Origin of the sequence: Mesorhizobium sp. M0058 (genome assembly GCF_040323095.1) — a bacterium.
GTDB lineage: Bacteria > Pseudomonadota > Alphaproteobacteria > Rhizobiales > Rhizobiaceae > Mesorhizobium.
Genome location: NZ_JAMYUQ010000015.1, coordinates 38,144 through 56,881 on the forward strand (window position 1 = coordinate 38,144; position 18,738 = coordinate 56,881).

Genomic DNA, 18,738 nt, shown 5'->3' on the forward strand with positions numbered 1-18,738 from the left:
CTGTCTGCCGTTCATGCTGCACTTCCAATGTCGAGATCGAGGGCCGTCGCCGTTGGTTGGGTCAGCGCCGCCACGAATTCGCGAGCCCTGGCCCCACCGGTGTGGGAAGCGAGGACGAGTTTGCGAGCCCGGCCGGCCATGGCCAGGCGTGCGCGCTCGGACTCGCCAACGAGGATATCGATGACTTCGTCCGTCTCCGCGGCGGTGTGGATCGCCGATGCGGGAAAGAAGCTGTCGAGCCCTGGCCAGTGGTCGCTGACGATGGGCGTGCCGCAAGCCGCCGCTTCGAACAGGCGCACGCTGGGCGACCATCCTGCGGTGATCATGGAACTGCGTGTGACATTCAGCGTGTAGCGCTGACGGCTATAGAACGCGGCGTGATCGGCTGGCGGCAAATGTTCGATGCGTTCGACATTGTCCGGCCAGATGATGTCGGATGGATATTGGGAGCCGGCCACGACGAAACGGAGGTTCGGCATATGCCGTGCGGGCTCGAGCAGCAGAGCGTTCAGCGTTGTCTGCCGGTCCATGCTGTAGGTGCCGAGATAGCCGAGATCCCAGCGGATCGGATCTCCTGTCGGGTGATGCCGTTCTGGATCGACCGAACAATAGAGAGGTTCGGCATGACGCGCGCCGAAGTCTTGCGCCAGATGGTTGAGCGTTGGTCCGCCAGTGAAGGAGAAATAGACATCGAAATACGGAATTTGCCGCGAACTCAGATAATCGCAATCGTCGGCTGAAAGCTTGGCCAGGGTCACCGGGGTGTCGATGTCGTAAAAGCAGAGCTGCCCCTTGCAAAGCGAGGCGACGATGTCGATGACCTGGCGTCCTTCTGGAACAAAGGATCCGATGACGATGATGTCGGCCTGCTCCAGGCACTGTGCGTAGTCGCGTTGCAGCTCCGCAGTGGTTTCGTAGTAGCGCAAGGCGCAGAACTCCGGATCGCGCAGATCGCGGTGATTGGCGTACCAGGGCACGTTGCGCTCCAGAAAAGTCACCCGGTGACCGAGTCCGTGCAAGCCTTTCAAAAGACCCCGGAAAGTCGTGGCGTGGCCGTTTCCCCAGGATGAGGACAGCGACAGGCCGAGAAAGACGATGTCCAGTTTCTTGGTCATTCCGCTGCCTCCACGGCCCCGTGCTCGAAATGACGTTTGAAGACGGCATCCGCCACATCCGCCCGAAGCGCGTAGGTATGGTCCGCCAGCACGCGGTGAAGTGCGGCTTGGCCGATTGCCTTGGCCCGCCCGGGGGTCAGCGAGCGCATTATTTCGGCGACATCGCCGCCGTCACGCGCGACCAGGATCTCCTCGCCTGGTTTCAGGAACAGTTCCACGCCCAGCCATGCATCCGTGATGAGACAGGCGCCCGCGCCGGCCGCCTCGAACACTCGCGTGGCCGGTGAAAAACCGTTGGCGGCCATGCTGTCGCGGCTGATGTTCAACACGGCTTTTGGGGTGACATTGAAGGCGTTGTGATCGCGGGTGCCGACATGGCCGAGCCAGCCTACATTGGTGGGGAGCGGCTTGTCGCCCCAACCCGAGCCTCCGAGCAGGAAACGCTGTTTCGGCAGCTGGCTGGCGGGATCGAGGAAAAACGATTCGACACGCGCTTCACGGTCCGGCAGCCGGTTTCCGAGGAACGCCAGGTCGCAGGCAAAACGCGCTTTGCTGGCGACCGGATGGTGCGTTTCGGGATCGAGCGCATTGTAGATGGGCACGCACTCCTTGGCGCCCATGGCACGATAGGCCCAGACAACGGGATCGCCGCCACCATAGGTCAGCACGAGGTCGATCTCCTGCAGTGCACGATGGAGCGGGTGGTCCGGCTCGTCGCGCAACTGGGCAAGCGTGGCTGGCGCATCCACGTCCCAGAATACGACAAGCGCGTCGCTGCGGGCGTGGTCGAGAACGGCGCGAAGCAGCGCCTCGTCTTCGAAACCGACGCCACTCGCCTTGACGACGATGTCGGCGCCGGCGGCACGTGCCGCGACCTGCATCAGCGCATGCTGGGTCGCCTCATAAACGACGACAGTGCACCAGTCGGGAGCTTCGATGTCGCGGTTCTTCTGCCGGTCGTAGACATCGGGTTCGTAGAACGTGATCTCGTAACCCAATTGCGAAAGTGCCTTGAGCAAACCGCGATAGTACGTCGCGGCACCGTTCCAGTAGGACGACAAAAGGCTCGATCCATAGAATGCGATCTTCATGCGACGGCTTCCTTTGCGGCTGTCGGGACGGCGGTGTGTCGGTTCGCGCATTGCGTGAGCACGCCGAGCAACTCGTCGACGCGGTGGCGGCAGGTGTGCCGCGAGCGGATGGTCTCGAGACCCGAGGTCACCAGGGAGGCCGCAAAGTCCTCGTCGGACAACACCGTCCGAAGCTGTTGCCGCATTTGCGAGCCATTCTCGGCAAACAGGAAGTCGACACCGGGCCTGAAAAGCTGCTCGACATCGGACCATGGCGCTGAAATCAGCGGAATGCCGCAGGCGAGTGCCTCGAACATGCGGATCGTCGGGATTCCGGGCAACCTCTCGCGATAGGGGCGCCGTGGAACGTGAACGGTGACACGATGCGCGGCGAAGGCCTTCGGCACGTCGGCATTGGCGATCCACCCCTCATAGCGCAGTCCTGCGGTGGCCAGATCCGCAAGTGCGGTCTTGGGGTAGCGTACGCCGTGAACAGCGGCATGAAGGCCGAGATCGTGCACCGGCTCGATCAGAAACTCCTTGAGTTCGGCGGTCCGCTCATCATCGCCCCAGTTGCCGATCCAGACCAGATCGGAGGTGGGGTGGATCTCCGGGTGCGGCTTGAACAGGCGATCGTCCGCCGCTTCATGCCAAGTGAAGACGCGCTTGCCCCAGCCGGCGCGCAGATAGCTCTCGCGCAAGGTTTCGCCAAAGGCGAGAACGCCGTCATAGTGCTCCAGCCGGAGCGCCGAGAGTGCCTCGGTCGCAGACACGGCCCGGTGGTGGGTGTCGTGAAAAAGAAGGATGAAGTTGCCGCCGGCGGCCCGGGCACGGCCAATACGTGCGACAAGCTCCGGATCCGTCCACTCATGAACGATCACAACGTCGGCCTCGGCAATCCAGGCTTCGTGATCAAATCCGGCGTCGTAGGTCACCGGCATCAGTTCGGGAAAATCCTTGCGGAAGCGTTCGATGGCGAACGACCCCTTCTCAGCCAGCAGATTCGACCGGCTCCAGCCATTCGCCGGCTCCAGCGCAATAGTCTGATGCCGGCGCTGGACCAGCTCTCGCATGACGCCGCGCAGGAAATGGGCATTGCCATGGTTCCAGTCGGAAACGACCGAGTGGGTGTAAAACACAAAGCGCATGATCAGCGCTCCGCCATCGCTAAGGCCGCTTTGTCGTAGACGCCGCGCATAGCCGCTGTCTGCTTTGTCAGCCTAAACCTGCGGCTGCGTCGGATGGCTGCCTGGCCAAGCTCTCGCCGGAGCTCGGCATCGCTGGAGAGACGGTTGAGGCAGGCAGCGAGATCGTGCGGATCGCGCGCGTCAAAGAATATCGCGGCCCCGTCCCATAGTTCGCGATAGGTGGCGATATCGGAAAGCACCAGGGGCGTAGCCGACATGGCGGCTTCCAGCGCGGCCAGGCCGAATGGCTCGTAGAGCGATGGCGATACGAAAATACCCGCGCGAGCCATCAACGAACGCACCTCATCGGACGGCACTGCTCCCAGAGGAACAGCATGGCTGAAGCTGACATGCTCGCCGTTTGGGCCGTTCGTCGAACCGGCGGCAAACAGAGGCCATCGCGTCAGGGACGCCGCCTGATCGACCACCGCCGCATTTTTGCCCTCGTCCCACCAGCGGGCAGCGGCGAAGACGAGCGGTTGATGCTTTTCGGCCTTCGGCAGAGGACGGGCACCATTTGTGACCACACTCAAGCGCGCGATCGGGCCGTAGCAGGTCTCTAGCATGTCGGCATGGCTGCGGCTCGGCGCGATGACCGCGTCGGCCCGATCCATGCCGCGTCTGTTGCGCTCCTTCTGCCAGGCCCATGCCCCATCCGCCGCCTGTCCTCTGACCGCATGGAACCAGGTCGTCACGCAGGAATGGGAGACCACCACGACCGGGCATGGCGCGTCGAATCCCGCCGCCTGCGAAGGCGCGTTGAAATGGACAAGGTCGATGGCGTGGTCGCGCATGGGCGCATGCAACTCCCGCGGCAGCGCGTCGAGATCACCGCCGTTGCGGGTCATCCAATCCGGCGGCGTGTTCAGCCAGATCAGCTTCGCGAAAGCCTCCGCCTCGTCGGCCTGGTGCCTGGACGGTGGCGGACCGAGACCGGCAAGCACTACGCTATCGCCGCCGTTGACAAGTTCCCTGGCCAGGTCGAGCGCATAGCGCCACACGCCGCCCACGGCATCGACCGTCATCAGGATGCGCCGCGAGCGCGGCGTCAGTGTCCGCAACATGTCGCCTCCAGTTCCGCCAGCGGACGCGGGCGCCTTTCCTGGATATCGCTGAACTTCTGGAATGATGCGAGATAGTGATCATGGGCGCGCTCCCAGGCGAGGTCATCGGGTTCGCCCCAAAGCTCGCGATAGCTTGGCGAACTCGGATATGGATAAAGCGGTACGGGTTCATTGGCCCATACGCCGTTGTCGATGAGGTGCGTTCGCCAGTAATCGACGAGGGCAGGGTCATCCTCGACGACGCCGATCAGATTGGCCTGTACGAATGGAACGTGACGCCTGGCATTGACGAGCAGCGCGGCGAGTTCCTCGGTACCCAGCCGGCAGCGCTTCGCGAGCATCGCACGACCTTCCACGGTCAGGCTTTCGAGACCGGCCTCGATGGAGACGCAGCCGGCCGCACCAAGCAATTCCAGCAGCTCGGGCTTCCAAAGGTCGATGCGGGTCTGCACACCGAACTTCACGTCGCGATGGATCAACGCTTCCAACAGCGCTTTTTGCGGCAGGAAGATTTCATCGATGAAATAAATGTAGCCGACGCCCTGGGCAATCAGCCGATCGATTTCCGCTATGACCGCCTCGTGGTTGCGGCGGCGATAGGCATCGCGGAAATCGATCTTGGCGCAGAAGCTGCAATTGTAGGGGCAGCCGCGCGATGCTTCGACCTCCGCGCCGAACCCAACCTGCTTGTCATCGAACCTGTGATGGTGATGCGAATGGGCTGCGATCCAGTCTGATGGCCATTGGAGTGGCGGATGATCGACAAACGAGCTGGCGTGGACGCCGCCGTTCAAAACCACCTTGGCGTCGCGCAGGTAAGCGGTCGAGGGGACCGCGCTCCAGTCGTCGCGCCGGGCAAGTTCCGCGACGATTTCCTCGCATTCGCCGCGCACAACAATGTCGACGCCAAGCTTGCGCAAGGTTGGCGCGGGCGTAGCCGAGCCATGCGGCCCGACCGCGACTGTGCGTCCACCGCGCCCGGCGAGACGGTTGAGGAAATCGGCCGGCACGCGCAACTCGGGTGGTGCGCAGCGCCAGAACAGATAAGTCGGGGCGGTAGTGACGACCGTCATTGCAGGCGCGAAATCAGCCACACGCTCGGAGAGGTCCGAGTTGTCGAGCTTCTGCAATTGCCCATCCAGCATCAACACCTCATGGCCGGCTGTTTCGAGGAGGGATTTCGAATAGCCGAGTTCCAGCGGGAGATGTGGTTGGCGGCAGCCGAAATAGATGCTGTCGTCATAGGTCCAGAACGGGTTTACCAGGGCGATTTTCATGCGACGTACCTCACGACTTCGGGGCGAGGCTGGAGCCGGTGTTGTTGCAGCCAGTCTGCGAGATCGCGAATGCCTTCGCGCCATGAAACACGAGCTTTCCAGCCAAGCATCGCTTTGATCTTGCGGGTGTCGGCGACGAAGAAGGGCTGATCGCCGGTGCGTTCGTCATCATGGCGGATCGAAAGCTCACGGCCGGTCAAGCTACGGATCTCGCTCAACAGCATGCGCAGGCTGATCGCATTATCGGGGCCGCCGCCAAGATTGAATGCCTGGCCTTTGGTCGTCTCGATACGATCGAGCGTGGCCCTGTAGGCGGCGACCGCATCGGAGACATGCAGTATATCGCGCACTTGTCTGCCGTCGCCGTAAATGGTGATTGGACGTCCCGTCAGCGCACTCAGCAGGAAGTGCGCGACCCAGCCTTGATCCTCGGTTCCGAACTGGCGCGGCCCGTAGATGCAGCTCATCCGCAGCACCGCCGTGGGCATGCCGTAGGATTTGGCATAGTCGAGCACATATTGGTCCGCCGCGCCTTTGGAGCAGCCATAGGGCGTGCAGAAATCCAGGCCGTGGGTCTCGTCGATGCCATTCGCTTGGATGATGCCGTCGCAAGGCAGGTAACGATCGCCGTCCTCGCGCACCGCGACGTCGGGCAGGCTGCCATAGACCTTGTTGGTGCTGGCGAAGACCACCGGAACAAACTCACTGCTCAGCCGCGCCGCCTCGAGGACATTGAACGTTCCTCGAAGGTTGATGTCGAAATCCTCGTCCGGTTGGACCAGGCTCGTTGTGACGGCGGTTTGCGCGGCCAGGTGGAAGATCGCCTTGGAACTCTTCAGAACGGGCGCAAGCGCGTTGGCGTCGCGCACGTCAATCGTTTCGACCATGAGGCGGCTTCCGTGTTTCTGCACCAGCCATTCAAGGTTCTGTTCGACGCCGGGGCGGCTGAGATTGTCGATCACCAGCACCGGCTCGCCATCCGACAACAGGCTGTCGGCCAGGTTCGATCCTATGAAGCCGCTGCCGCCGACAATGGCGACGGGCGCGTCGCGTCGATTGCGCGTATTCATGACACCAGCCCACGTTCTTCAAGCTCGCGTTTCATGTCGGCGCCGCGGTCGATGGCGGACGAGTTGCGCACCCAGGAAACGAAATCGGCGAGGGAATTCTCCAGTTGTTGCCTCGGCTCGAAACCGAGCAGCTCACGGGCCTTGGAAATATCGGCGAAGCAGTTGCGGATATCCCCGGAGCGCGCCTTGCCGAGCAACTCTGGCGAGCGGTCCGGCGTTCCCATGGCCTCGGCAAGTACCCGCGCGACGTCGCTGATGGCATAGGCTCGGCCGCTGCCGATGTTGATGACGTGACCCCTTGCCTGGCGTTGCTGCAGCGCAAGACGAAAGGCGCGGGCGACGTCATCCACATGGACGAAATCGCGTTTCTGTTCGCCATCCTCGAAGATCATTGGACGTTGGCCGTTGGCGAGACGCGAAGCAAAATTGGCCAACACGCCGGTATAGGGGTTCGATAACGCCTGGCCGGCGCCGAAGACGTTGAACAGGCGCAGCGCGACCGCATCGATGCCATAGGCTTCGCCGAAGATCAGCACGGCGCGTTCCTGGGCGTATTTCGTCAGTGCATAAATAGAGGCGAGATCGACCGGCTTTTCCTCGTCCGTCGGCAGGGGGGAGAGGGGCTCGCCTTCCGGCGACAGCGGATTCCATTGCCCGTTTTTGATGTCGCTCGCCTTGCGCCGGGCATTGTCGATGCGCCGGCCGTCCGATGTAGCATAGAGGCCCTCGCCATAGACACTCATCGATGAGGCGACGACAATGCGCTCGACCGGGTGTTTGATCAGCGCCTCGAGCAGCGTCGCGGTGCCGAGATCGTTGGTGCCGACATAGCGCGCGATCTCGTACATCGACTGTCCGACGCCGACTTCCGCGGCCAGATGAATGACCGCGTCAATGCCTTCCAGCGCCTTGGCGACCGCCTCCCGGTCCCGAATGTCGCCCTTGATCAGCTCGGCCCCGGCGGGAAGGGCGACTGTTTCGCCTGCGTGCACCTGCTCCAGCAGCACATCCAAAATGCGAACCGAATAATCCTGCTCGATGAGTTCCTGGGCGACATGCCGGCCAATGAAGCCGCAGCCCCCTGTAACCAATATCCGTTTCACGACCACTCCTCAGACAGGTAATCTTGGCGACCCGAACTTTTCGGCAAAAGGTTTGTTCCCTTGGCTTCAACAAAGTTCCTTTGGCCGGCTTCGTTCGGAAGCAGCCACATCGCGCTCGCCGCGCCGTGCCGGAACATTGCCGCCCTTGTGCTGTTAGGACGCCGGCAGCCCCGACGATGCCCGATGTTGGCAACGCCGATGATCAAAGGAGATTTCAATGTCCCAGTCGCAAACGACCACCAATCACGACGAAATCCGCAAATGGGCCGAGGAGCGGGATGGACGGCCGGCAGTGGTTCGCACCAAAGGGGCGGGCGGCATCCTGCGGATCGACTTCGGCAAACCCGAGGAAGCATTCGAGCCGGTCGAATGGGACGAGTTCTTCCGCATATTCGACGAGAACGATCTGGCCTTTCTTTACCAGTCCAAGACTGGTGACGGACAAACCAGCCGTTTCAACAAGTTCGTCGAGCGCAACCAGAAAGGCGAATGACACATTTCGAGCCGGCCGATTTGCCCGACCTGGTTCTCGGGCCAATTTCTGGATGCGGTGGAACAATAGAGGCTCCGATCCTTCGGTCGCTGAACCACAGCCGCAGCAAGGATCGAAGGCCTGGGCCTGAGCGCAGGAGGCGGCGAGGCTGGATAGGCGTCAAAAGCTGGAAACCCGCTACTCGTCCTGCCGTGAAACCAAAACGCCGCTCATCAGTCGTCCTGCTGCCTGCGGTGGCGGTGTTTTTCGATTTCCTCGGGCTCTTCATCGTCGATCCGCGTGATGTTCGAGGCATTGTGGTCTGATCGCAGGATCTCATCCAGTTTGGCGTGAATGGCCTGAGTGTCGCGGTGCTCGGCACGCTGGATGAACAGCGTCATGGCCCACGTAAACAAGGTAGCCGCTCCATGCCAGTCCAGGGTCTGTCGCTCGAAGATCATCCAAAGGATTGCGTAGACCAACAGGATCAGGAATGCCGCGGGGCGGGAGGTTAATGTGCCGATTGAGGTAAGCACGCCGGTGACGGGATGATTGGCCATGCGAAAGAACTCGCGGCAGTGACCGTGGTTCCCGACCGCAGTGCATCGCGCCGGCACGAACCAGCTAGGCGCGACGGATGAATTCACGGCGCAGTGCTTGCCGATCGCAGCTACAACGATGACCACTCGATTGCCGGGCGCGCAATCATCAGCCAGAAAATGGCGAGCACGGCGCCGAAAGCTGGGAAGCCGAAGACAAACCAGCGTCTGAACAGCTGATGGTAGCGCTCGGGAGGAGGTTGGTTGGAGAGTGCGGCCTGTGTGGCTAGATTTCGCATCTCGATCTGCATCCACACGACAGGCAGCCAGAACAGGCCCGTCAAGATGTAGAGCAGGATCGAGAGAACGATCCATCCTTCGGACAGCGAATACCCCGCAACCCTAGCGAGGCCCAGTCCGGTCAGAGGTTGTGCGATAACGGCCGTAGCCGTGAACAGGAAATCAGCCAGCACGACAATGCGGGCGACGGCTGCGATCGTCGCGGCATTCCCGGTCCGGTGTGCCAAAAGCATGAAAAAAGCAATGCCGGCACCAGTTCCGAGCAGCACAGCAGCGCCGATCACGTGCAGGTATTTAAGCACGAAGTACGTCATCAGCGTTCCTCCAGAATGGCCAGCGCTGCAAAATGCAGAACGAGGATCGGGAGGATTTTGATCAACGGCCCGAGTGGCTCAAGCCAAAGATCCGGCCGCAGAATGCTCCCAGCGATCGCATAGAAAAGCGATACCGCGATTGCGCCGAAAAGACCAAGCCGGCTGGTTGGGCGCCAGGCGATAAGCGCCCCGACGGCGATGTCAGCCAGCGCGCCGGCGACTACCGCCGGTTCGGCCAAGGGGCCGGCAGCAGTGCCAATCAGCAAATCAACTCCGCTGCGCCAGCCGGCAGTGAGGGAAATGATGCCCGTCATGATCCAGAAGAGCGGCAAGATGACAAAGAGCGCCGGCTTGACGAAGTAAAGACCGGCGAACCATCGCTCCTGCACCGCCGCAGGATTTAAACGCAGTGCAGATGTAAGACTTGATGGTTGAATGCCGGTCGCCGTCATCCAGGGTTGGGGATCGCCGACAGCGCCACGGGCAATCTCTTTTGCTGCATTGCTGCGCATCGGCGGGCGCCAGCCCAGCTGAGCCGCGGCATCCCCGAACCTGTACAAAATAGCTGCGGCCCAATTGGGCAAGATGAACTCCCGAGCACTGCTCCATCCGAACCAGCGGCGATAGCGACCCACGACCTCGCTCATCGAAAGTGCCTCGGGCCCAGCCAGGTCCAGCGTGAGGTGCGATGGGCTGCCGGGTTTGAGGAAGAACAGGACGGTGGAGATCACGTCATCGAGTTGGACGACTTGGAGACGGCCCGTGTCGGGCATCAACGGCAAGAGCGGCAACGCCGCGAGGCCGCGAAAAAGTGCACTTGCGCCGAAGGCCGGCCTTCCCAGTACTACGGAGGGGCGCAGGATGACCCAGTCAAGGCTACGTGCCATCAGTGCCTCATCGCCGGCGAGCTTGCTGGCGGAAAAGGCGGACGGCTGCTGGCGATCGACCCCGATGGCAGAAAAGTGGATCACCTTATTCACACCTGCGTGCTCACACGCGGTGAAGAGAGCCGAGGCGCCGGTAGAATGGACATGCCGGGTGTTTTCCCGGGCACTATCCTGCAGGACGCCGGCACAGTTTACGACGGCGTCCACACCGGCGAGATAGGGGGTCCAGTCCTGAGGTCGCAAGGCCCGCGCCATATCCAGGGAAACGGTTTGGATCTCCGGGTGGACGCCAGTGTCTGCGTGGTGAAGCACGCGGACCACTTCATGACTCTCGCCGGCCAGGCGCGCGCAAAGCGCGGCTCCAATCAGACCTGACGCGCCGGTGACGAGAATTTTCATTCCTTCCTCCAGCCGTTCGCCAGCGCGTGCCCGTCCATCAACCCAGCGGCTGCGCCTGGGAGAACTCTAGCAAAGCCGAAGCCGGTAGTCTCACGCCGGGTGGAACAGGTTCCGGGCATCAACGCAGCCAAAGGTGAGCCGGTACGGTGCGTTCGCATCTGCAGGTCAACTTCGCCGGAAGTTCGTCGCCGGCTCGGCGCAATCGCGGAGGTCGTTATGAATGTGAGTTGCAGCCTTGGCGGCGTCTCCGAACGCAACAGCAATTTGATTGAGCCCCTCGGCCACGTCGCCAATGGCATAGAGTCCTGGCGTTGAAGTCTCAAGGTGTCGGTTGACCAGGACATAGCCTTCTGCGTCACAGTTAGCCCCCAGAGCAACCGCGAGTTCGGAGCGTACGTCGCTGCCCATCGAAGGGTACACCACATCGATGTTGCGCATCGGGGCGCCCTCGGCCATGACGACATCGAACCCGGTTCGTCGAGGGATCAGGTCATCGACAGCGTCCCAGATTTCAACTCCGCCTGCCAAGGCGGCGCCGCGGGCAGCTTCGGAAACATCATCCTGGTTATTGGCGAGCAAGGCGACCTGACTGCCATATCCCTTCAGGAACAGAGCCTCCCTGACGGCGAGATGCTCCGGACCAACAACGCCGATGCGGCTACCCCGGGCCTCATATGCATCGCAAACCGGGCACAGTCTGACAATGCCGGTTGCGATCGCCTCCTCCAGTCTTTCAATGGGAGGTGCCTTGTCCACAATGCCCGTTGCCAGAATCACGCGCCTTGCTTGGACAATCCCGCAGGTGGTCGTCAGGACAAAAAAAACCTCGCGTTTTTCGGCGTGGCCTACGCAACCATGGACAAGGCTCGCGCCGTATAGCTGTGCCTGGGCTCGTAGGCGGCCGAGCAGTTCTTCCCCGCTGATGCCGTCGGGGAAGCCGGGACAGTTGCGGGATTTTGGGATGAGCTTGGCACGCGCATGCCCCGCGTCGAGCGAGATCACCGAACGCAGAAACCTGGCTAAATACATGGCTGCAGCGAGCCCCGCGGGGCCGCCGCCGACGATGGCAACGTCAAAAACTTGTGCGCCCGAAAAGCTTGGTTCGCCCGAAAAGCTTGGCATCGGGCCTAACTTCAACTCAACGAGCTTGTTCCACAGGGTCGAAATGGACGCAATCAGGATGCACACTGCACAATAAGAGTGAACTCCAATCGAGTCGTGAAGAGAAAGGCCACTGCCTCATCAAGCCTGCAAAAACCTCGTGGCTCCCAACGCTGTGAGTACAGCACCACTGGGAAAGTGAACGCATCATGGAACTTCGGCTCACCGTCGCGCTTAGTTTGGCGAAAGGGTGGTCTGAGATGAGCGCGACCAGAGAGTTTTTTCAAAACTGGCTACAGGAGAATGTCGGCACACTTCCTGGTCGAGAGGAAGTCAGCGTCGCGGTGCTCGCTCAGCAATTCGAGCAGGATGCCGAGGTGGCTGGTTATGGGCGTGAAGTAAGGGAGGACGAACTCGGAAACATCGAAGATGCTATCGTGCAAGCGATCGAGAACGCCGGGTCCGGGGTGCAGAGCCCGAGCTCCGAAAAGAGCGATCCGGCACCTGTAATGGACGCGTTGGAGGTCGATGATGCCAAGAGCGGACCGTAGCCCCTGACACCTTCTTCTGTTCGCCTGAACAAGCCCCCCGGGCTGCCATACGAGCTGAAAAACGGACCTTAGGTGCTTTCCCGTTAGTTCCATGCACCATTGAGGAACATTCCTGCCGCCACGGCGTTAGGAAAGTTCCTTCACACCCGGTGCGCCCGTGCTGACTGCTACCCTTCCAGGCGAATGGCTGACCCGGCATGATCAGGGTCACATCTCGCGGCGGGCCGCTCTTGCGGGTATTTGTTGCTGGCTATTGGGTGCTTCCGCAGAAGCCGCGCCACAGCCATCGCCGCTCGTGCGATTTGGCGTGCTGGGATTTGGCACCGCCGCCTGGGAAGTTGACGTCATGCGGCGACATGCGTTGGACACTATGCACGGCGTATCAATCGAGGCTCAGCGGCTTGCCGGTACCGAAGCCGGTAAGACCGCATTGCTGGCGGGCAGCGTCGACGTCATCGTTTCGGACTGGGTGTGGGTCATGCGCCAGCGCAGCGAAGGCGCTGATCTGGTCTTCTATCCCTATTCTCGTGCCGTCGGCGCGCTGGAACTGCCGCAAGGCTCGCCCATTCGAACTCTTGCGGACCTCAAGGGCAAAAGGCTGGGGATCGCAGGTGGTCCGCTGGACAAAAGCTGGATCCTGTTGCGCGCGCTCGGCCTCCGTCAGGTGAAGCGCGATCTTGCTGAAGAGGTGGAGCCAGTGTTCGGCGCGCCGCCTTTGTTGGAGCAGGAATTTCTGGCGGGGCGACTGGATGCACTGCTGACGTTCTGGAATTTCGCCGCCCGTCTCGAGTCAGAGGGGGCAAGGCCTCTGCTCAGTGTCGCGCAAATCCTGCAGGGGCTTGGCGTATCCGTGGACTTGCCGATGCTCGGCTACGTCTTCCATGAAAGCTGGGCGCGGGCCAACCCGATAGCCCTCGCGCGATTCACGAGCGCGACCGCGGCAGCGAAGTCGCTGCTCGAGTCTTCGGACGACGAATGGCGGGTGCTCGCGCCCCAATTGGGCACGGACGATCCTCACCTACAGGCGGCGTTACGCGCCGCCTATCGAGCCGGAATCCCTCGTCGGTTCGGCAAAGACGAACGTGATGGCGCGGCCCGGTTGTTTGCAATCCTGGCCGAATTGGGCGGCGAGGATCTGGTCGGCAAGGCGACGAGCCTCGATCCTGGTGTCTTCCGGGCCATACCGGCTTGAGCTCGCGCCAATGACCGATGTCCCAGCGTTCCCCATCACAATGCAGCGTTCGCAATCCACTGCGGCATTGCTGACCATGGTGCTCGTCTGGCAGATTGCATCATCGATCGCCGCCGATCGCCTGTTTCCTGGTCCGGTCCAGGTTGTTTCGGTTCTCCTGCACGAAGTGGTTCGGGGCGAGCTGCCATACCATTTGGGCATCTCGCTTGCGCGCGTCGTGGCAAGCCTCGGGTCGGCAATCGTCATTGGCGCGGCCCTTGGCTACGCGGCAGGCCGCTCGCACAGAGCCGACATATGGATGAGGCCTTGGATCGTGTTACTCCTCAACATGCCGGCGCTGATCACGGTCATTCTAATTTATATCTGGCTTGGTCTTGCCGAGACTGCGCTTGTCCTTGCGGTCGCGCTCAACAAGATCCCCAATGTCGTGGTGACTATTCGTGAAGGCGCCAGCCGGCTGGACAAGGACTTTGCCGAAATGGCTGAGCTCTATCGCTTCGGGCGTGCTGCAAAGCTGCGGCATGTCGTGCTGCCGCAATTGGCGCCGTTCTTTCTCGTCACCCTGCGCAGCGGGCTGGCATTGACGTGGAAGATCGTGTTGCTCGCCGAACTGCTCGGCCGCTCCAACGGCGTCGGGTTCCAGCTACAGGTCTATTTTCAGAACTTCGACGTCACCCACATCCTTGCCTATGCGATCAGCTTCGGCGTTGTGATGCTTGCCATAGAGTATGGACTGCTTGTGCCGTTGGAACGTCGTCTGTTCGCCTGGCGACGCTGATGCTGAGGATCAGGATCGAGGACAAGACTTTCCCCGGTGACGACGGCCAGCGCCGGACGATCTTTCGCGCGCTGTCGCTTGATATAGCCGACGGACAGGTCTGCGTCCTGACCGGCCCTTCCGGTGTCGGCAAGTCGACGCTGCTGTCGATCGTTTCGGGCGTCGACCGCGAATTTCGCGGCAGCGTGAGCGGACGACCGCTTCCGATAGGCATGCTGTTCCAGACACCGAGGCTGCTGCCCTGGCTCACCGCCTTGCGCAATGTAGAGCTGGCCATCCCGGATCGCGCGCCCGATGCGGCCCGGTGGCTTGCCGCTGTCGGCCTGAAAGGCAATGAGAAGAGCTATCCGCAGCGACTCTCGGGCGGTATGGCGCGGCGCGTAGCGCTTGCCCGGGCGCTCGCCGTGGAGCCTGCGCTCCTGCTCCTCGACGAGCCATTCGCTTCACTCGACGAGGCGACCGCGCAAGCCATGCGCCGCCTGCTGCAGGATTGTTTCGCCAGTCGGCGGACTACCACGCTGCTGGTTACGCATGATCTCGCCTATGCCTCGTCGCTGGGGGATCGGGTTATTGTTCTGGAGGGATCGCCGGCGCGCATCGTGCGCGATGTCGCAATCTCTCGTGGCGATGAAGCGGGATCGTCGCGCTTTGGGCTGGGGGCGACACAATGAGACTGTTGCTGGGCCTTCTCTTTCTTTTGCTGATCACCGGCCCTGGCGTCACCGAGCAACAGACGATGGTGATCGGGTATATCGGCCAGGAGCGCAAACCGGCTCTGCCCCTTGGACCCCTTGATGAAACCGTCACCGACGACGGCCTGCAAGGCGCACGGCTCGGCATTGCCGACGACGAAAGCACCGGCCGGTTTCTTGGGCAGAAATTTCGGCTGGAGGAAAGGATATTGAAACCAACCGAAACGCCGGACGACGCGGTAAGACAATTCGCCGATGCCGGCATCGCCTTTGTCATCGCCGATCTCGACGCCCGTCAGCTTCTACAGGCCAGTGCCGCGCCCGGTGCCGAGCAGATGACGTTGTTCAACAGCCGGGCGCCGGACGACGAGCTTCGCCAGCAGGACTGCCGTCGGAACGTGCTGCACACGATCCCGAGCCGCGCCATGCTCGCCGACGGGCTGGCGCAATATCTCGCCTGGAAGCGCTGGCAGCGTTGGTTCCTGCTTGTGGGGCCGCATTCGCAGGATCAGGCGATGGCGGCGGCCTTTCGACGGGCGGCGGCTCGCTTCGGAGCCGAGATCACGATCGACCAGCCGTGGACATTCAGGCCCGCCAACGGACGTGCCGATACAGGGCATGTCACGCTGCAGACCGAAATACCCGCGGTCACGCAGGTCAGCGACTATGATGTGCTCGTGGTCGCCGACGAGGCGGATGAATTCGGCGCCTATCTGGAGGGCCGCACTGCGCTGCCGAGAATCGTCGCCGGCACGCAAGGGCTGGTCACCACAGGCTGGAGCGCTGTCAGCGAGGAATGGGGCGCCACGCAATTGCAGGACCGTTTCCACAGGCAGGCAGGGCGCTGGATGTTGCCCAGCGACTACGCGGCCTGGCTCGCTGTGCGCAGTACCGGCGAAGCGGCGACGCGCCTGCACAGTCTCGATCCCGCGGCAATCGGCAGATATATACGCGGCGACGCGTTTCTTCTCGCTGGCTTCAAGGGGCAGGGGCTTAGTTTCCGTCCCTGGGACGGACAGATGCGCCAGCCCATTTTGATCGCCGGGCCTCGCCTCTTGATTTCCAGCTCACCGCAACCGGGCTTCCTGCATCAGCGCACGCCGCTCGACACGCTGGGCATCGACCTGGAGGAGAGCACATGCAAGTTCTGATGACGCTGTTGTTGGCGGCGTTCGCTCTTGCTGCTCCCGCCGCCGCCGAGACCATCTACGTTTCCAATGAGCAGGATAATACCGTCGCGGTCGTCGACGGCGTGACAATGACTTTGCTGGCGACGATCGATGTCGGCCGCCGTCCGCGCGGGCTGGCGCTGTCGATCGACAACAAGATGCTTTTCGTCGCGGAAGGCGACGACAACCGCATCGACGTGGTCGACGTCGCGAAGCGGCGGGTCGTCGGGGAACTGCCTTCGGGAGCCGATCCGGAATTCTTCGCAGTCCATCCCGATGGCAAGCGGCTGTTCGTCGCCAACGAGAATGACAATCTGGTGTCGGTGGTGGACATCGCCGCGGCCAAGGTCATCGGCACCGTGGATGTCGGCGTCGAACCGGAAGGAATGGCGGCCAGCGCCGACGGCCGCTATGTCGCCTGCACTTCGGAGACCACCAGCATGGTGCATCTGATCGACGCAGGCACGCTTGAACTCGTCGACAATCTGCTGGTCGATACCCGGCCGCGCGCGGCTTTATTCTCGCCGGACGGTAAGCAATTCTGGGTGTCCTCGGAGATCCGGGGCACCGTCACCGTCTTCGACACGGCAACGCGCGCGCAGACCGGCAAAGTCGAGTTCGAGGTGCCGGGTATACGACGCGAGGGTGTGCAGGCGGTCGGCATGGCGACGTCCCGCGATGGCACGACCGTCTATGTGGCGCTCGGCCCCGCCAACAGGATTGCGGAACTCGATGTGAAAACGCTGGCGGTCCGTCGGCTCTACCTTGTTGGTCAACGACCCTGGCACGTTGCGCTCTCCGGCGACGAGAAGCGCCTGGTCAGCGCAAACGGGAATTCCGGCGATATTTCGTTTATCGATCTCGAAAACCAGGAGGTGGTGAAATCGCTGCCGGTGGGGCGGGGGCCGTGGGGCGTCGTGATCGGGCCATGAACGCCTTGTCGGTCGAGAATCTGGGCCATAGCTTCGGAAACCGGCGGGTTCTCGACGGCGTCTCTTTCTCTGTGGCCCAAGGCAGGATGTGCATCTTGCTAGGCCGCAATGGCGCCGGCAAGACGACGTTGTTCTCGCTGATCACCGGTCTTTATCACGCCCGCTCCGGCTCGGTGCATGTCTTCGACCAGGCGATGGATGTCAACCCGTCCGCCGCGTTGGCGCAGATGGGCGTCGTCTTCCAGTTGCCGACCCTCGACCTCGATCTGACGGCCGGCGAGAACCTGCGTTACCACGCGGCCTTGCATGGGCTTAGCCAGGCCTTGAGCAAGGAGCGCTCCATCCACGAACTCGGCCGGCTGGACGTGCTGGACAGGATCGACGATCCTGCCCGAGCGCTTTCCGGGGGGCAGCGTCGCCGTGTCGAGATCGCACGTGCTCTGATGCATAGCCCACGCCTTTTGCTGCTGGATGAGCCGACCACCGGGCTCGACGTGCCGGGCCGCCGCGCGCTCGAGCGGCACGTGCGGGAGCTTTGCCGCCAGCGCGGCATTGCCGTTCTGTGGGCAACACATTTTCTGGAAGAACTAACGGCGGATGACGATGTGGTGGTGCTGCATCGAGGCACCATGCGGTGGGCCGGCCGCGCCGATCGCCTGGCTACCGATCTCGGTGTAGCGAGCACGGGCGAGGCCTTCGCGTCGCTGACGGAGTCCGAATGAAAACGTCTCACGCGGTGCGCGCGCTCAACGGCATCCTGCGCAGGGAGATGCTGCGCACGTTGCGGCAACGCGGCCGGCTGCTCTCGGCGATGGTACGGCCGCTGGTCTGGCTGGCAATCTTTGCCGCTGGCTTCCGCTCCGTTCTCGGTCTGTCGATCACGCCACCCTACCAGACCTATGTTCTCTATGACGTGTATGTGGTGCCCGGGCTAGCGGCCATGATGCTGCTCTTCCATGCCATGGCGAGTTCGCTGGCCATGGTCTACGATCGCGAGATGGGCAGCATGCGCTTGTTGCTGACCGCACCATTGCCGCGCTGGTACCTGCTTGCGGCGCGCCTGCTGGCCAGCGTGATCGTCGGCGTGCCGCTGGTCTATTTGTTTCTGTTGATCGCGCGTTTCTGGGATGTGCGGCCGCCCGTTCTCGGCTACGTCGCGGTATTTCCGGCGCTCGTGCTGGCGGGCCTGATGCTTGGCGCGTTCGGCCTGCTTGTCTCCTCGGTTTCGACACAGATGGAGAACTTTGCCGGTGTCATGAATTTCGTCATCTTTCCGGTGTTCTTTGCCTCGACGGCGCTCTATCCGCTGTGGCGGCTTGCCGAGGCGGGACCGGTGCTGGCAACAATCGCCGCCTGGAACCCGTTCAGCTCGGCGGTCGAGCTGATACGCTTCGCGCTCTATCTGCGGTTCGATCCTGTCGCGGCGATTGTGGTCCTTGGCTGCCTCATCGCCTTCTTCCTCGCGGCGGTCATCGGCTACGATCCCGGCCGCGGCTTGTGGTCCCGGCGCGGCGGCGAGGGCTGAT

General features: G+C 62.3%; 20 protein-coding genes. 9 read left to right on the forward strand and 11 right to left on the reverse strand.

All coding sequences use genetic code 11. From position 1 onward, the window contains the following. Window positions 1–11 precede the first annotated feature (11 nt). Genes NKJ75_RS24585 through NKJ75_RS24615 form a run of 7 tightly spaced genes read right to left on the reverse strand, consistent with a single transcriptional unit; the run spans window position 12 to window position 7,886 of the window. The gene (locus tag NKJ75_RS24585) at window positions 12–1,115 is read right to left on the reverse strand and encodes a CgeB family protein (protein WP_023681097.1); all 1,104 of its coding nucleotides are present in this window, start codon (window positions 1,113–1,115) and stop codon (window positions 12–14) included. Next, window positions 1,112–2,206 carry a CgeB family protein gene (locus NKJ75_RS24590; RefSeq protein ID WP_023667985.1) on the reverse strand — a complete coding sequence of 365 codons (1,095 nt, stop codon included), beginning with the start codon at window positions 2,204–2,206 and terminating at the stop codon, window positions 1,112–1,114. The genes NKJ75_RS24585 and NKJ75_RS24590 overlap by 4 nt, the downstream gene beginning before the upstream one ends. Continuing rightward, window positions 2,203–3,333 (reverse strand): CgeB family protein, encoded by a 1,131-nt coding sequence (locus NKJ75_RS24595; protein WP_023744469.1) that lies wholly within the window; start codon window positions 3,331–3,333, stop codon window positions 2,203–2,205. Before NKJ75_RS24595 ends, NKJ75_RS24590 begins: the two co-directional genes overlap by 4 nt. 2 nt (window positions 3,334–3,335) lie before the next feature. Beyond that, a complete protein-coding gene (locus NKJ75_RS24600; protein WP_023744470.1) occupies window positions 3,336–4,436 on the reverse strand; it encodes a glycosyltransferase family 4 protein in 1,101 nt (366 codons plus the stop codon). Next, on the reverse strand, window positions 4,421–5,713 hold the full coding sequence (locus NKJ75_RS24605; protein ID WP_023833997.1) for a TIGR04295 family B12-binding domain-containing radical SAM protein: 1,293 nt from the start codon (window positions 5,711–5,713) through the stop codon (window positions 4,421–4,423). The genes NKJ75_RS24600 and NKJ75_RS24605 overlap by 16 nt, the downstream gene beginning before the upstream one ends. After that, on the reverse strand, window positions 5,710–6,783 hold the full coding sequence (locus tag NKJ75_RS24610; RefSeq protein WP_023833996.1) for a GDP-mannose 4,6-dehydratase: 1,074 nt from the start codon (window positions 6,781–6,783) through the stop codon (window positions 5,710–5,712). The genes NKJ75_RS24605 and NKJ75_RS24610 overlap by 4 nt, the downstream gene beginning before the upstream one ends. Next, window positions 6,780–7,886: an NAD-dependent epimerase/dehydratase family protein gene (locus tag NKJ75_RS24615; RefSeq protein WP_023833995.1), complete on the reverse strand. Its 1,107-nt coding sequence runs from the start codon at window positions 7,884–7,886 to the stop codon at window positions 6,780–6,782. Before NKJ75_RS24615 ends, NKJ75_RS24610 begins: the two co-directional genes overlap by 4 nt. 217 nt (window positions 7,887–8,103) lie before the next feature. Between NKJ75_RS24615 and NKJ75_RS24620 the strand changes: the two genes are divergently transcribed. Further along, entirely contained in the window at window positions 8,104–8,379 is a 276-nt protein-coding gene (locus NKJ75_RS24620; protein WP_023667991.1) for a hypothetical protein, read from the forward strand. Window positions 8,380–8,591: 212 nt separating this feature from the next. Here NKJ75_RS24620 and NKJ75_RS24625 read toward each other — a convergent pair whose 3' ends face one another. The 4 genes from NKJ75_RS24625 to NKJ75_RS24640 form a co-directional block, all read right to left on the reverse strand. After that, window positions 8,592–8,918, reverse strand: coding sequence for a low affinity iron permease family protein (locus tag NKJ75_RS24625; protein ID WP_023681103.1), 327 nt, complete (start codon window positions 8,916–8,918; stop codon window positions 8,592–8,594). A gap of 110 nt (window positions 8,919–9,028) precedes the next feature. Further along, window positions 9,029–9,511, reverse strand: coding sequence for a DUF2269 family protein (locus tag NKJ75_RS24630; RefSeq protein WP_023741841.1), 483 nt, complete (start codon window positions 9,509–9,511; stop codon window positions 9,029–9,031). Beyond that, window positions 9,511–10,797, reverse strand: a complete 1,287-nt coding sequence (locus NKJ75_RS24635) for an SDR family oxidoreductase (RefSeq protein ID WP_031204098.1) — start codon at window positions 10,795–10,797, stop codon at window positions 9,511–9,513. The genes NKJ75_RS24630 and NKJ75_RS24635 overlap by 1 nt, the downstream gene beginning before the upstream one ends. A gap of 165 nt (window positions 10,798–10,962) precedes the next feature. Next, complete coding sequence (locus tag NKJ75_RS24640) at window positions 10,963–11,919, reverse strand: NAD(P)/FAD-dependent oxidoreductase (RefSeq protein WP_031201448.1); 957 nt, start codon at window positions 11,917–11,919, stop codon at window positions 10,963–10,965. Between the two features lie 188 nt (window positions 11,920–12,107). Between NKJ75_RS24640 and NKJ75_RS24645 the strand changes: the two genes are divergently transcribed. The 8 genes from NKJ75_RS24645 to NKJ75_RS24680 all read left to right on the forward strand — a co-directional run bounded on the left by NKJ75_RS24645 (window position 12,108) and on the right by NKJ75_RS24680 (window position 18,737). After that, window positions 12,108–12,449 (forward strand): DUF768 domain-containing protein, encoded by a 342-nt coding sequence (locus NKJ75_RS24645; protein ID WP_023696361.1) that lies wholly within the window; start codon window positions 12,108–12,110, stop codon window positions 12,447–12,449. 157 nt (window positions 12,450–12,606) lie between these two features. After that, window positions 12,607–13,641 (forward strand): ABC transporter substrate-binding protein, encoded by a 1,035-nt coding sequence (locus tag NKJ75_RS24650; RefSeq protein WP_031204096.1) that lies wholly within the window; start codon window positions 12,607–12,609, stop codon window positions 13,639–13,641. Window positions 13,642–13,651: 10 nt separating this feature from the next. Continuing rightward, window positions 13,652–14,419, forward strand: coding sequence for an ABC transporter permease (locus NKJ75_RS24655; RefSeq protein ID WP_023833991.1), 768 nt, complete (start codon window positions 13,652–13,654; stop codon window positions 14,417–14,419). After that, complete coding sequence (locus NKJ75_RS24660; protein ID WP_031204093.1) at window positions 14,419–15,090, forward strand: ABC transporter ATP-binding protein; 672 nt, start codon at window positions 14,419–14,421, stop codon at window positions 15,088–15,090. The genes NKJ75_RS24655 and NKJ75_RS24660 overlap by 1 nt, the downstream gene beginning before the upstream one ends. Continuing rightward, window positions 15,087–16,262: a lanthanide ABC transporter ABC transporter substrate-binding protein PedA1 gene (locus NKJ75_RS24665; protein WP_023833990.1), complete on the forward strand. Its 1,176-nt coding sequence runs from the start codon at window positions 15,087–15,089 to the stop codon at window positions 16,260–16,262. The genes NKJ75_RS24660 and NKJ75_RS24665 overlap by 4 nt, the downstream gene beginning before the upstream one ends. Then, complete coding sequence (locus NKJ75_RS24670) at window positions 16,250–17,212, forward strand: PQQ-dependent catabolism-associated beta-propeller protein (RefSeq protein WP_023744477.1); 963 nt, start codon at window positions 16,250–16,252, stop codon at window positions 17,210–17,212. The genes NKJ75_RS24665 and NKJ75_RS24670 overlap by 13 nt, the downstream gene beginning before the upstream one ends. Then, window positions 17,209–17,934 carry a lanthanide ABC transporter ATP-binding protein PedB/LutE gene (locus NKJ75_RS24675; protein WP_023824782.1) on the forward strand — a complete coding sequence of 242 codons (726 nt, stop codon included), beginning with the start codon at window positions 17,209–17,211 and terminating at the stop codon, window positions 17,932–17,934. Before NKJ75_RS24670 ends, NKJ75_RS24675 begins: the two co-directional genes overlap by 4 nt. Continuing rightward, complete coding sequence (locus NKJ75_RS24680) at window positions 17,931–18,737, forward strand: lanthanide ABC transporter permease protein PedC (RefSeq protein ID WP_023681112.1); 807 nt, start codon at window positions 17,931–17,933, stop codon at window positions 18,735–18,737. Before NKJ75_RS24675 ends, NKJ75_RS24680 begins: the two co-directional genes overlap by 4 nt. Window position 18,738: the final 1 nt, after the last annotated feature.

Bases quoted from the DNA above. Each gene is read 5' to 3' on its own strand.
- NKJ75_RS24585 (WP_023681097.1), bottom strand. From the start codon at position 1,115: ATGACCAAGAAACTGGACATCGTCTTTCTCGGCCTGTCGCTGTCCTCA.
- NKJ75_RS24590 (WP_023667985.1), bottom strand. From the start codon at position 2,206: ATGAAGATCGCATTCTATGGATCGAGCCTTTTGTCGTCCTACTGGAAC.
- NKJ75_RS24595 (WP_023744469.1), bottom strand. From the start codon at position 3,333: ATGCGCTTTGTGTTTTACACCCACTCGGTCGTTTCCGACTGGAACCAT.
- NKJ75_RS24600 (WP_023744470.1), bottom strand. From the start codon at position 4,436: ATGTTGCGGACACTGACGCCGCGCTCGCGGCGCATCCTGATGACGGTC.
- NKJ75_RS24605 (WP_023833997.1), bottom strand. From the start codon at position 5,713: ATGAAAATCGCCCTGGTAAACCCGTTCTGGACCTATGACGACAGCATC.
- NKJ75_RS24610 (WP_023833996.1), bottom strand. From the start codon at position 6,783: ATGAATACGCGCAATCGACGCGACGCGCCCGTCGCCATTGTCGGCGGC.
- NKJ75_RS24620 (WP_023667991.1), top strand. From the start codon at position 8,104: ATGTCCCAGTCGCAAACGACCACCAATCACGACGAAATCCGCAAATGG.
- NKJ75_RS24625 (WP_023681103.1), bottom strand. From the start codon at position 8,918: ATGGCCAATCATCCCGTCACCGGCGTGCTTACCTCAATCGGCACATTA.
- NKJ75_RS24630 (WP_023741841.1), bottom strand. From the start codon at position 9,511: ATGACGTACTTCGTGCTTAAATACCTGCACGTGATCGGCGCTGCTGTG.
- NKJ75_RS24635 (WP_031204098.1), bottom strand. From the start codon at position 10,797: ATGAAAATTCTCGTCACCGGCGCGTCAGGTCTGATTGGAGCCGCGCTT.
- NKJ75_RS24640 (WP_031201448.1), bottom strand. From the start codon at position 11,919: ATGCCAAGCTTTTCGGGCGAACCAAGCTTTTCGGGCGCACAAGTTTTT.
- NKJ75_RS24645 (WP_023696361.1), top strand. From the start codon at position 12,108: ATGGAACTTCGGCTCACCGTCGCGCTTAGTTTGGCGAAAGGGTGGTCT.
- NKJ75_RS24655 (WP_023833991.1), top strand. From the start codon at position 13,652: ATGACCGATGTCCCAGCGTTCCCCATCACAATGCAGCGTTCGCAATCC.
- NKJ75_RS24660 (WP_031204093.1), top strand. From the start codon at position 14,419: ATGCTGAGGATCAGGATCGAGGACAAGACTTTCCCCGGTGACGACGGC.
- NKJ75_RS24665 (WP_023833990.1), top strand. From the start codon at position 15,087: ATGAGACTGTTGCTGGGCCTTCTCTTTCTTTTGCTGATCACCGGCCCT.
- NKJ75_RS24670 (WP_023744477.1), top strand. From the start codon at position 16,250: ATGCAAGTTCTGATGACGCTGTTGTTGGCGGCGTTCGCTCTTGCTGCT.
- NKJ75_RS24675 (WP_023824782.1), top strand. From the start codon at position 17,209: ATGAACGCCTTGTCGGTCGAGAATCTGGGCCATAGCTTCGGAAACCGG.
- NKJ75_RS24680 (WP_023681112.1), top strand. From the start codon at position 17,931: ATGAAAACGTCTCACGCGGTGCGCGCGCTCAACGGCATCCTGCGCAGG.